Genomic DNA, 12750 nt, shown 5'->3' with positions numbered 1-12750 from the left:
TTATCATGGATAGAAGAAGTTTTCTAAAAAACACAGGCTGGTCTTTTCTCGGACTGGCAGCTTCAGGAAGCCTGCTCGGCTCTTGCGTAGCAGGAAGCAAAGAAGCAAAGAAAATTATGCCGTCGGCAAGCAACCTTAAAGTTTTCTGGGGTGACTTACATAACCACTGTAACATTACTTACGGACACGGCGATATGCGCGATGCTTTTGAAGCGGCCAAAGGCCAGTTGGACTTTGTCAGCGTAACTCCCCACGCTATGTGGCCGGATATTCCGGGTGCAAACGATCCCCGTCTGAAATGGGTAATCGACTATCATACCGGAGCTTTCAAGCGTTTGCGCGAAGGCGGTTATGAGAAATATGTAAAGATGACCAACGAATACAATAAGGAAGGCGAATTCCTTACTTTCGTAGGATACGAGGCACACAGTATGGAGCATGGCGACCACGTAGCGCTGAACTATGACTTGGACGCACCGCTTGTGGAATGTACTTCCATCGAAGACTGGAAAGAGAAAGCCAAAGGACATAAAGTATTCGTCACTCCGCACCACATGGGTTATCAGGGCGGTTATCGCGGCTACAACTGGAAATGCTTCACCGAAGGAGATATTACTCCGTTCGTCGAAATGTATTCCCGCCACGGTTTGGCAGAAAGCGACCAGGGCGATTATCCGTATCTGCACGATATGGGTCCCCGCCAATGGGAAGGCACTATCCAATACGGTCTGGATCAAGGCCACAAATTCGGTATCATGGCTTCTACCGACCAGCACTCCGGTTATCCGGGCAGCTACGGTGACGGACGTATCGGTGTTCTGGCTCCGTCATTGACTCGTGACGCTATCTGGGAAGCTCTTCGTACCCGCCACGTATGCGCCGCCACCGGTGATAAAATAATAATCGACTTCCGTCTTAATGACGCTTTCATGGGTGATGTTGTCCGTGGCAACAGCCGTCGTATCTACTTGAATGTAACCGGCGAAAGCTGCATCGATTATGTAGACATTGTCAAAAACGGTCAGATATTGGCCCGCATGAACGGCCCGTTAACTCCGGTTGCACCGGAAGGCGATACCGTCCGTTGCAAAGTAAAAGTTGATTTCGGTTGGAACCGCGAAGAAAAGTACGTACACTGGCAAGGTAAGCTGTCGGTAAACAAGGGCCGTATCGTAAGCGTTACTCCTTGCTTCCGTGGCGCAGCCTTCACTTCTCCCCAAGAGGGCGAACACGAGTTCAAGACACACGTAAATCGTATTCTCTCCGTGGGCGAGAAAGAAACGGAACTGGATTTGTACAGCAGCAAGAACCCGAATACGACCACCGCAGCCATGCAGGCGGTAATCCTCGACCTGGAAATGCCGAAGGACGGAATACTTACCGCAGACTTCAACGGCAAGAAGTTCGAACACACATTGGGCGAACTGCTTGAAGGTTCCCGTTCTCACTTCATGATCGGCTGGTTGAGCGAAGCTATTCTCTTTAACCGCGCCATGCCTGAAAGCTGCTTCACCGTAGAACACTACATGGAAGACAAAGAACCTCAGCGTGACACCGATTATTACTACGTACGTGTACGTCAGCGCGACGGACAATGGGCTTGGAGTTCTCCTATCTGGGCTGAAAGAGTTTGATAATTATGAAAAAATACGCTATAGGAATTGACCTTGGCGGTACTTCTGTGAAATACGCCCTTATTGATAATGAAGGCGTATTTCACTTTCAAGGGAAGTTACCGTCAAAAGCCGACGTATCCGCGGAAGCGGTAATCGGTCAATTGGTAACCGCCTGCAAAGAGGTGATGGCTTCGGCCCTGCAACTCGGAGTAGCGGTAGAAGGTATAGGTATAGGTACTCCCGGTATTGTGGACGAAACGAACCGCATAGTATTGGGTGGAGCCGAGAACATCAAGGGTTGGGAGAATCTGAATCTTGCCGACCGCATTGAAGCGGAAACCGGCCTGCCTGTACAGATGGGCAATGACGCCAACCTGATGGGGTTGGGAGAAACGATGTACGGTGCCGGACAAGGTGCAAAGAATGTCGTGTTCCTGACCGTAGGAACCGGTATCGGCGGCGCAGTGGTTATCGACGGTAAACTGTTCAACGGTTTTGCCAACCGCGGTACCGAACTGGGACATGTGCCCCTTATCGCTAATGGTGAACCTTGCGCATGCGGTTCCGTGGGATGCCTGGAGCATTATGCATCCACTTCGGCACTGGTACGCCGTTTCAGCAAACGTGCCGCTGAAGCCGGTGTCTCATTCCCGGGTGAAGACATCAACGGAGAGCTTATCGTACGCCTTTATAAAGAAGGAAACGAACTGGCGACAGAGTGCTTGGACGAGCATTGTGACTTTCTGGGACATGGCATCGCCGGATTCATCAACATCTTCAGCCCGCAACGCATCGTAATAGGTGGCGGACTGTCCGAAGCCGGCGACTTCTATATCCGGAAAGTCAGCGAAAAAGCACATCGTTATGCCATAGCCGACTGTGCCGTGAATACTCAAATCATGGCTGCATCTTTAGGTAATAAAGCTGGAAGTATCGGCGCCGCGTCACTGGTCTTCTCATTAAACACAAAATAGTATGAAAAAGAATTTAGGAATGCTGGCGCTAATCATGGCGTTCTGGTTTACCATATCGTTTATTACTAATATCCTGGGACCGCTCATTCCGGACATTATTCATAACTTCAATTTGAGTGACCTGGCAATGGCGGGATTCATCCCGACTTCTTTCTTCATTGCCTATGCTATCATGTCTATTCCTGCCGGACTGATGATTGACCGCTTCGGCGAGAAACCGGTATTGTTCTTGGGCTTCCTGATGCCGTTTATCGGAACAACGTTGTTTGCTTGCATGCACACATACCCTGTGCTGCTGGCTTCTTCTTTCATCATAGGTTTGGGTATGGCCATGTTGCAGACAGTTATTAATCCGTTACAGCGTGTCGTAGGCGGAGAAGAGAACTACGCGTTCGTGGCAGAGGTAGCCCAATTCGTATTCGGTATCGCTTCTTTCCTCAGCCCTTTGGTATACACATACCTGATTCACGAACTCAATCCGGATATATACACGGAAGGCCGGAATTTCTTCATCGACCTCTTGGCAGGTATCACCCCGCCCGACTTGCCGTGGGTATCGCTTTACTGGGTATTTACGTTACTATTGCTGGTAATGCTGATTGCCGTAAGCGTTTCCCGCTTTCCGAAAATCGAGTTGAAAGAAGATGAAAAGAGCGGTTCAAAAGATTCTTATCTGGCACTGTTCAAGCAGAAATACGTATGGTTGTTCTTCCTCGGTATTTTCTGTTACGTCAGCACGGAACAGGGAACTTCCATCTTTATGAGTACATTCCTCGAACAATATCACGGAGTGAACCCGCAGGTAGAAGGTGCGCAAGCTGTAAGTTATTTCTGGGGATTAATGACTGCCGGATGTTTGGTAGGCATGGTACTGTTGAAATTGATTGACAGTAAACGGCTGCTCCAAATATCAGGCGGATTAACTATCGTCTTATTGCTGACTGCGCTCTTTGGAAATAAGGAAGCATCTATCATTGCTTTCCCGGCTATCGGTTTCAGCATTTCCATGATGTACTCCATCGTATTCTCACTGGCACTGAACTCGGCATCGCAACATCATGGCTCGTTTGCGGGTATCCTGTGTTCGGCGATTGTAGGCGGAGCCGGCGGTCCGATGATTATCAGTATGCTGGCGGATGCAACTTCATTACGTACCGGTATGTTGATTATCCTCGTATTCGTAGGTTATATTACATTCATCGGGTTCTGGGCTCATCCGCTGATTAATAATAAGACAATTTGTTTGAAAGAACTTTTCAAGAAGAAAGCTTAAGGCTGAGAAACTTGATATACGAATGTCAGGGAAATACTAAGCTTTGATAAACATCTCTCCCTGTCATTTAAAACGCAGTGAAGAATCTCCTTCCCATACATATAAGAGAAAGGGATTCTTCACTGCGTTTTAAATGACAGGGAGAAGTTACTTTTACAATTTACTTCCCTTTACTCTGTTTTTATATGTTTCTTCAACACCGGATACAACATCTCCGCATAACGCATAAAACCTAAATCCGTAAAATGAACACCGTCTACGGTAGCTTCTCCATCATGCCCTATCATATCTTTGGAAGAAAGCAGATAGATATTCTTCTCTCCCCGCTTTTTGAGAGATTGAAAAACAGTATGCAAAGTTTCGTTCTTATCTTTCACTTCCTTGGCAGCGGTTCTATTAAAACGGGAATGAGTAAATACAGGATTCTCCACAAAGAGTATGGGCGTATCAGGATATTTGCTACGGATAATAGAATAGAACTTATCAGTACGTTCCTTTATCTGCTCCACACTGGCATTCGGAACAAAATCCAATACAAATACCGAAGCATCCACACCCGCTATCACATGCGCTATCTCTAAATCCAATAAAGCATTACCGCTAAATCCCAAATTAATACACTCCCGATTGAGCCAGCGCTCCAAAATATTGGTATGCGCCATACCCGGACGGGAAGCGCAACCTCCCTGCAGAATACTTGTCCCGTAAAATACGACAGGCTTCTTACGCACCGGTAATTCTACTGCCGGCCCGCTAATTTGAGATAACGAATCGACACCGATAGAAAGAGAAGTCACTCCATCATATAAAGAAAGGTACAAAAGATATTCACGTTCTTCCGGCAGCATATCTTTCACCATCGTCGCCTCATTCGCCTTTCCTTGCGGACGTCCGCTCCCGGCAAACATCCACTTTCCATCTTGCAGACAATATAAATCAAGTCCTTTAATACCCGTAGGGGTCATGTGATTCATATTCCTGTCGAGCAATACATCCCATTTGGCAGCAATCCGGGTAGAATTAGAACGAAAGCGTACAGCAAGTCCGGCACTGTTGCGCCCTAACTCCCATAAAGGCTTACGGGAGATATTCTGTAAAGAATCCGGCAAACGTTCGTAACGTGTAAGGGTTGTCTCGGTAGCTTTTCCCAACAGAGGAAAAGCGGAAGCGTCGTGATAGACGACTTGTGCATTGGCGGATACAGCCAAAACAAGGCACAAAAGAAAAGATTTTGTTTTCATGTTATAGATGATGTTAAGTATTTCCCAAAGATACAAAGTTTCTTGCAAAAATACGATTTTCTTTCGTTTTGCATCAATTAACTCGCATATACTTGCACTTCTGCGAAACATGCGTATTTTTGATAAAAAACCAACATATTATGAGACAAACACTATTACTTATCGTCGGCTTGATAGTAGGTTGTACCGTCCAAGCCAAAAACCGGGTTATCGAAGAACCGCCATTCTGCGTACGTAACACGACCTCCATCGAAGTAAGTAAAATAATACTTAGCGACACAGCCACTATACTGCATATCTACTCCAAATACCGTCCAAAAAACTGGATACGGATTGCCTCGGAAAGTTACCTGCAAGACAATAACGGAGAAACTTACTTATTACGCTCCGGCATAGGCATCACTCCCGGAAAGCAATTTTGGATGCCGGAATCCGGTGAAGCAGAGTTTCAACTGGTATTTCCGCCATTGCCAGCCAAAGTTACATCCATCGACTTTACAGAAGGGGAAGGTGTGGAAGGAGCTTTCAGTATTTGGGGAATACAACTGAAAAGCAAAGAACTGCCGAAGTTAATGTTACCGCAGGAAGCCGTAGCTCATCCGATAGATAAAAATGCCACACTCCCCGCTCCCCTTGTGCAATATGGTAACACGACTGTAAAAGGGAAGCTGTTGGATTATCGTCCCTGCATGATGAAAGAGCTCTCCCTATATCTGTCGGAACCCTCAAAAGGTTATGCCGACCCCATCAAAACGGAAATCAAACGAGACGGAAGCTTTAATATCACTTTCCCCGTAATGGGAACCACAGCGGCCGCAATCAATCTTCTTGGTACAGATATAAACTTTTTTGTGGAGCCGGAACAAACCAGCGAACTGTACATCAATTTGCGGGAAATATCCAGAAAAAAATCTACTTTCCACAAAAGCAAAAAGCCTTATGGTGAAATCGTCTACATCAATGGGCCGCTGGCAAGTTTATCCGAGGAGTTGAATAGAAACCGCATCAACACCGATATGATAACTAATTACCAGACCCTAATAAAAGAGATTAGGAACATGGATATAGCAGCCTACAAAACCTATATGCTTGACAAAGCAAAAGATATTCAACAGAAAATAGACAATGCCAGTCTCAGCCAAAGTGCCAAACAACTACTCTCTCTTGAAAAGGAATTGAATATAATCCAAACATTGACACAAGCCCCTTGGCTGTTGACGCAGGCCGCTCTGCAACAGAAAAAACTGCAAAGAAATGAATCCGAAGCCTATTTCAAAAAACTAGACGAAAGTTTACCGGCAGATTATATTCCCACCGAAACCTTGAAACATCTGAATATCCCACAAGCTATTCTTGTACAACCTTACCTGTACGCAATCAACGTATCGGCACGCCGCCAAAATGATTACGCCCGGAGATTGGGGACCGATAAAGGCGTATTTTTCGATATCGCCCGCACGACATTGCTCTATCAGAGTATAAAAGACTTTACTCCGCTGACCGATACCCAAAAAGTTGAAATCACCACTCTGCCCGATGCTTATCAACGCACATTGCAACAAGCCAACGAACAGTTATTGCAGCTACTCGAGAACAATAAGAAAAAATCAGGTTTTACCATCAACGAGGCAGGCGAAGTAAGTAATGAGGATTTATTTCCCTCCATTATCGGCAAATTCAAAGGTAAGGTACTTTTAGTAGACTTCTGGGCAACCTGGTGCGGTCCTTGCCGCATGGCGAACAAAGTAATGGCTCCCATGAAAGAAGAGTTAAAAGATAAGGATATTGTCTATCTGTATATCACAGGCGAAGTTTCTCCACAGAAGACATGGGAAAACATGATTCCCGACATTCATGGAGAGCACTACCGTCTGACAAACGCGCAATGGGAATATCTAAGTAAAAGCTTCGGAATCAGAGGCGTCCCTACCTATTTGATTATCGACCGTAAGGGAGATATCAAATTCAAGCAAACCGGTTTTCCCGGTGTTGAAAAGATGAAAGAGGAACTGTTAAAAGTGACCGATTAAAACAAGGACATATATAAAGAGGTGTATTACAAAACAAAACAACCTTAATCGGAACATTCGTTTTGTAATACACCTCTTTATCATCTGACAGGCCGGGTTCCAAAGACCACCTGTTACCAGTGAAAAGTATTATTTCTTCTCAGCCTGCGCCCATTCTTTAGCCCCCTGCTCTTTCAGTTTGGCAGTAAACGCTTTTGCCTTTTCCATAGCGGCAGCTTCATCTTCAGGACTTGCATAAGCGTGCTTATACCCTTTCACAACATTCCACTCGCCACGGGTAAAGTCGGGGAACGCCACCGGAGCACAATTATTATCCATAGAAAGCTCACCTAATTCCGCCAGACAGCACCACTCCGCCAAATCGTATACATCCATATCCAAAGGCAGACCGTTTTGCAGGCAATAAACCAGACGGCTATCCATGATAAAATCCATGCCACCATGACCACCAACTTCTTTTGCCATGTCACCGTATTTCTTTAAAATAGGATGTTGGTATTTAGCGACAAGCGCTTCCATCTCCGCCTCCGGTAAGAAACCATGCGAATTCAAGTCGTCTACTTTAGGTTCTACCCCCGAAGCGGTCAGTTGGTCGGCATCAAGCGCATATCCTTCTACGGGATATTTATTGGCAAATCCCTTTGAACCGGTCAGTTGATACAGACGGTTGTATGGCTGGGGAGTCATTACATTATGCTGTATTTCAATCACTTTACCGTTAGCGGTACGAATCAGTGTCGTGGTGTGATCGCCATTACGGAAATTATTGCAAGCGGAGTCGGTTCTTGCCTCAACCAAAGACTTTCCTACTACCGATTTAGTATCCATGGCGACTAACGTTTGCATACGATCACCGCGGTGGATATCAAGAGCCTGTGCAACAGGGCCAAGACCATGAGTGGCATACACGTCACCGCGATGCCTCATATTATAATCCAGACGCCAGCCCAACTTATCACCCTCGCCATTTTTCCAATAATGGTTCCAAAACGGACTCAGGTTGTGGATATAAGCGCCTTGCGCACGAATCACTTCACCGAACACCCCGTGCTGCGCCATGTTCAGCGTATTCATTTCAAACCAGTCGTAACAGCAGTTCTCCAAAATCATACAGTGCTTGCGAGTCTTTTCGCTCATGTCAATCAAGTCCCAGCACTCTTTCAGATTCATTGCGGAAGGAACTTCGATAGCCACATTCTTCCCGTTCTCCATAGCACACATGGCTACGGGAAAATGATGCAACCAGTCGGTAGCGATATAAACCAAATCGATATCATCGCGCTTGCAAAGTTCCTCGTATCCCTTTTCGCCGGAATATACGGCAGCTTTCGGCATAGAAGCCTGCTCTAAATATTTCTGGCACTTCTCCGCACGCTCCTGTTCGTAATCGCAAAGCGCCACTACTTGCGTTCCGGGAATATGGGTAAAACGCTCTACCGCCCCGGGACCACGCATTCCCAGACCTACAAATCCCACACGCACCACTTCCATTTTAGGAAGCGCCAATCCTATCACGCTTTTCTGGTCTGCCGGACGTTGGGGAGTTTCAACAATAATCGTTCCGTTTTCCCATTGCCATTGAGTTCCCTTGTCGTTTGTCTGCACAGTGGATGTCTGCGATGAACATGCGCACAATGCGACGCACATGCCCAACAATAATACCTTTAAACTTTTCATGCTTCTCAAATTTAAAGTAAATAATACGGGTATCTTTCTATTTATGTGTCTCTACAATCTTGGTGGGCGCCATTTCCATATTCCGGCGGTCTACCTGACGTACCACAGCGGCAGCCAGTTGCAAGAAAGCGCGTCCTGTCACCGTATTTTCATCCAAAGCGACAGGAGTTCCCTTGTCACCACTCTCACAGATGCTTTGCACGATAGGAATCTGCCCCAATAAAGGAACATTCATTTCCTCTGCGAGACTCTTGGCTCCCTCTTTGCCGAAAATGTAATACTTATTCTCCGGAAGTTCGGCAGGAGTAAACCAAGCCATATTTTCTACCAAACCGAGGATAGGCACGTTCACCTTATCATTCGTAAACATATTGATACCCTTACGGGCATCTGCCAAAGCCACGGCTTGCGGCGTGCTGACAACAACAGCCCCGGTCATGGCAAGCGTCTGCACTACGGTAAGGTGAATATCACTGGTTCCGGGCGGAAGGTCTATCAGGAAATAATCCAATTCGCCCCAGTCGGCATCGGCAATCAACTGTTTCAAAGCATTGCTTGCCATACCGCCACGCCACAGAGTAGCCTGGTCGGGATCTACAAAGAAACCGATGGACAGCAGTTTGATACCGTATTTTTCAATAGGCACAATCAAGTCACGTCCGCCGATATTCTCCGCATACGGACGGGCATCTTCCACCTGGAACATCTTGGGCATGGACGGTCCGAAGATATCGGCATCCAACAAACCTACTTTATAGCCCAGCTTAGCCAAAGAAACCGCCAGGTTGGCCGATACGGTCGACTTGCCTACACCGCCCTTACCGGAAGACACACCGATTATATTTTTTACCTGCGGCAGCAATTTACCAACTTCCGGCCGTGCAGCCTGACGGCTTTCCGTGGTAATCGTCACTTCCACTTCCGGTGAGACATAGGTATGTATTGCTGTTTCGGCAGCCTTTACCATTGACTTCATAAAAGGATCGGTCGGTTTCTCAAAAATCAGTGAGAAACTAACTTTCATCCCATCAATACGCAAATTGTCGGCAACCATTTCGGCCTCAACGAGATTCTTCTTGTTGCCGGGATAACGCACCGTTGCCAGTGCATCCAAAATCAATTTAGGATAAAGAGTCATGTTATTTACTATTTTACTATTTACTGTTTACTATTTGATAGCCACTGTTTATTTACCGGTTTGGAGACCGCTGCGTTTGCTGCGATTGTAGCTGCGGTACTCGTCCAACTCTATTTCGACATCGGGTTCTTGCAGTCCGCCACATCGGGGAAGCCTGAACTTGACGTATTTTATGGTTAAACCGCGGTCGAGCCACTGTTGTTCATAATAGGTGCGAATGCCGAGAATATCATCCACCAAACCGGAATGATAGAGGTCGTCGGTGACAAACTCAACAGGAAGTCCGTTCTTCTCTATCATATATTTGGTATAGGTGAACATGAAGTTGCTGTCGGTCTTGACATGGATAGTGCCGCCGTCTTTCAGAAACTTACGGTAGCGTTCCATAAAATAAGTGGATGTAAGGCGCTTGGTCGCTTTTTTCATCTGCGGGTCTGAGAATGTAAGCCATATCTCGCTCACTTCACCCGGTGCGAAGAAGCGGTCTATGATTTCAATGTTGGTACGCAGGAAGGCGACGTTCTTCATACCCGATTCCAAAGATTCGGTAGCTCCCGTCCACATACGCGCCCCTTTTATATCCACGCCGATGAAATTTTTGTCGGGGAACATACGTCCCAGTCCTACTGTGTATTCTCCACGACCGCAACCCAGTTCCAGTACAATCGGATTGTCGTTTTTGAAAAACTGTCGGTGCCAGTTTCCCTTCATGTCAAACGGAACGTTGTCCACTGCCGAGTACGGATATTCAAAAACATGCGGATAACTCGCCATATCGGCAAACTTCTCTAACTTATTCTTTCCCATTCGTATGTATTAAAGTATTTCTACCCGACCGGTATAGTTATAAAAAGCCCGGTCGCCAAAGCATTGATGAAACAATGCGTATTTATCAATGCCCGTACAATGACAAACTCCCAGCCTTTGAGGCAAATGGTTTTCAAAGAAACGGGCTATCACATCAAATTTCTCTTTTGCAGTATTGCGGATATGAAAACCACCCAATACCAGTTTCAACGAGGTCTGCGGAAAATGTTCCTGCACTACGCGGATGATATTCGTAATTCCCCGATGCGAGCAGGCACTCAAAACAGACACTTCATCACCTTGTTTCAGTACCAATGCCAATTCATCCGTAAAAGTATCAGCCTGTTTGTTCCCTCCCGCCAAAGTGAAGAAGTGTTCAAAATGCGTATCTTCTTCATCCGCAATAGCCAACCGGGGAAAAACAAATACGCCGGGACACAATTCGGTGACTTCATCCACAAAACGGAAACGGGTGCTATCCAAAGCGTCAGGATGCATCACGCCGTTTTCACGCTCTTCCTTGAACTTCGGAATAAAAAGCTCTTTCTTACAGACTACTTCAGCCTTTTGATTCACCTGAAGAAAGTGATGCAGACCGCCTGTATGGTCACGATGTCCATGCGACAGTACCAAGAAATCCACATCCTTCAAATCAATCCCGAGCATCCGGGCATTACGTATAAAAAGGTCGGATGCCCCGGTATCAAACAGCAGACGATGCCCACCCGTATCAACAAGCAGGGAAAGCCCATGCTCTCCCTGTAATCCTTTGCCGTAAACCGAATTCTCGACAAGGGTTGTAATCTTTATACTCATGCGTTATTCTACGATAGTTACCCAACCATGTGTATCGGGCTCGTCACCGTATTGAATAGCACGCAACTTATTGTACAACTTCGTACACACAGGTCCTGGTTTTCCATCTTTGGCAATCACGTACGACTTACCGTTTTCTACATCGTCAATGCGTTCAATCGGACTGATAACCGCAGCCGTACCGCAAGCGCCCGCTTCCTCGAAAGTCAGCAGTTCTTCTTCCGGAACCGGACGACGTTCTACTTTCATACCCATATCCTCAGCCAACTGCATCAAGCTCTTGTTGGTGATGGACGGAAGGATAGAAGTGGACTTCGGAGTGATATATGTATTGTCTTTGATACCAAAGAAATTGGCCGCACCGCATTCGTCGATGTATTTCTTTTCTTTGGCGTCCAGATAGAACTCGCAAGCATAGCCTAAATCGTGCGCTTTCTTATTGGCACGCAAGCTGGCCGCGTAATTACCGCCTACCTTATAGATACCTGTGCCCAGAGGCGCAGCACGGTCGAACTCACGGATAATAACGTACGGATTGGTTGAGAACCCGCCCTTGAAATAAGGCCCTACCGGTGTTACGAATACAACAAACAGATATTCATTTGCCGGATGCACGCCAACCTGCGCTCCCGTACCAATCAGTAACGGACGGATATACAGGGAAGCTCCCGATTCGTAAGGCGGAATAAAGCGTTCATTCAGCTTCACGACTTTAAGAATAGCTTCTTTAAAACGTTCTGTCGGCAACTCAGGCATCAAGATACCACGACATGTAGACTGCAAACGCGCCGCATTTTCTTCCAAACGGAAAATACGCACTTTACCGTCTTTGCCACGGAATGCTTTCAAGCCTTCAAATGCTTCCTGACCATAGTGCAGACAAGTAGCAGCCATGTGCATAGGAATAGTTTCCTCGCTACATACTTCCAATGCGCCCCACTGTTCGTTACGATAGTAAATTCTCACATTGTAATCTGTCTTCATATAGCCGAACGGCAGATTAGCCCAATCCAGTTCTTTCATATCTCGCTCGTATTAATTATTCGCTCTTATTAATTATTCAAGACTAACTATTTGCAACAAAAGTAATGGTTATTCTTCATATTTCCTAAAGAAGTGTTATTTTTTCCGACACAAGCGTGCTGATACGGGCTTTTCTGTACATACTTGCTAAGATA

10 protein-coding genes are annotated in these 12750 nt (G+C 46.3%); 4 read left to right on the top strand and 6 right to left on the bottom strand.

Translation table 11 applies throughout. The features are described 5' to 3' along the window. Nucleotides 1–5: 5 nt before the first annotated feature. Genes BHV73_RS01445 through BHV73_RS01435 form a run of 3 tightly spaced genes read left to right on the top strand, consistent with a single transcriptional unit; the run spans nt 6 to nt 3863 of the window. Nucleotides 6–1634, top strand: coding sequence for a CehA/McbA family metallohydrolase domain-containing protein (locus BHV73_RS01445; protein WP_009122761.1), 1629 nt, complete (start codon nt 6–8; stop codon nt 1632–1634). Nucleotides 1635–1636: 2 nt separating this feature from the next. Beyond that, nucleotides 1637–2590, top strand: coding sequence for an ROK family protein (locus BHV73_RS01440; RefSeq protein WP_087412967.1), 954 nt, complete (start codon nt 1637–1639; stop codon nt 2588–2590). 1 nt (nt 2591) lies between these two features. After that, nucleotides 2592–3863 carry a sugar MFS transporter gene (locus BHV73_RS01435; RefSeq protein WP_009122763.1) on the top strand — a complete coding sequence of 424 codons (1272 nt, stop codon included), beginning with the start codon at nt 2592–2594 and terminating at the stop codon, nt 3861–3863. 170 nt (nt 3864–4033) lie between these two features. Here BHV73_RS01435 and BHV73_RS01430 read toward each other — a convergent pair whose 3' ends face one another. Continuing rightward, nucleotides 4034–5104 (bottom strand): SGNH/GDSL hydrolase family protein, encoded by a 1071-nt coding sequence (locus tag BHV73_RS01430; protein WP_286736080.1) that lies wholly within the window; start codon nt 5102–5104, stop codon nt 4034–4036. Nucleotides 5105–5244: 140 nt separating this feature from the next. On the opposite strand from BHV73_RS01430, the gene BHV73_RS01425 reads away from it, so the two are divergent. Continuing rightward, nucleotides 5245–7134, top strand: a complete 1890-nt coding sequence (locus tag BHV73_RS01425; protein WP_286736078.1) for a TlpA family protein disulfide reductase — start codon at nt 5245–5247, stop codon at nt 7132–7134. A gap of 129 nt (nt 7135–7263) precedes the next feature. On the opposite strand, the gene BHV73_RS01420 is transcribed toward BHV73_RS01425, so the two are convergent. From BHV73_RS01420 to BHV73_RS01400, 5 genes are read right to left on the bottom strand one after another with little or no spacing between them, the layout of a single operon-like run. Continuing rightward, nucleotides 7264–8811 (bottom strand): Gfo/Idh/MocA family protein, encoded by a 1548-nt coding sequence (locus BHV73_RS01420; protein ID WP_022219766.1) that lies wholly within the window; start codon nt 8809–8811, stop codon nt 7264–7266. Nucleotides 8812–8848: 37 nt separating this feature from the next. Further along, entirely contained in the window at nt 8849–9949 is a 1101-nt protein-coding gene (locus BHV73_RS01415; RefSeq protein ID WP_009122767.1) for an Mrp/NBP35 family ATP-binding protein, read from the bottom strand. A gap of 48 nt (nt 9950–9997) precedes the next feature. Further along, nucleotides 9998–10756: a tRNA (guanosine(46)-N7)-methyltransferase TrmB gene (trmB, locus tag BHV73_RS01410; protein ID WP_022219765.1), complete on the bottom strand. Its 759-nt coding sequence runs from the start codon at nt 10754–10756 to the stop codon at nt 9998–10000. 9 nt (nt 10757–10765) lie between these two features. Beyond that, a complete protein-coding gene (locus tag BHV73_RS01405) occupies nt 10766–11572 on the bottom strand; it encodes an MBL fold metallo-hydrolase (RefSeq protein WP_022219764.1) in 807 nt (268 codons plus the stop codon). 3 nt (nt 11573–11575) lie between these two features. Then, nucleotides 11576–12595, bottom strand: a complete 1020-nt coding sequence (locus BHV73_RS01400) for a branched-chain amino acid aminotransferase (RefSeq protein ID WP_009122770.1) — start codon at nt 12593–12595, stop codon at nt 11576–11578. Between the last annotated feature and the right edge of the window lie 155 nt (nt 12596–12750).

The organism is Bacteroides sp. 44_46 (genome assembly GCF_001915465.1).
Taxonomy (GTDB): domain Bacteria; phylum Bacteroidota; class Bacteroidia; order Bacteroidales; family Bacteroidaceae; genus Bacteroides; species Bacteroides clarus.
Note: the sequence above shows the minus strand (reverse complement) of the source record. Positions and strands in the feature narration are given on the sequence as shown.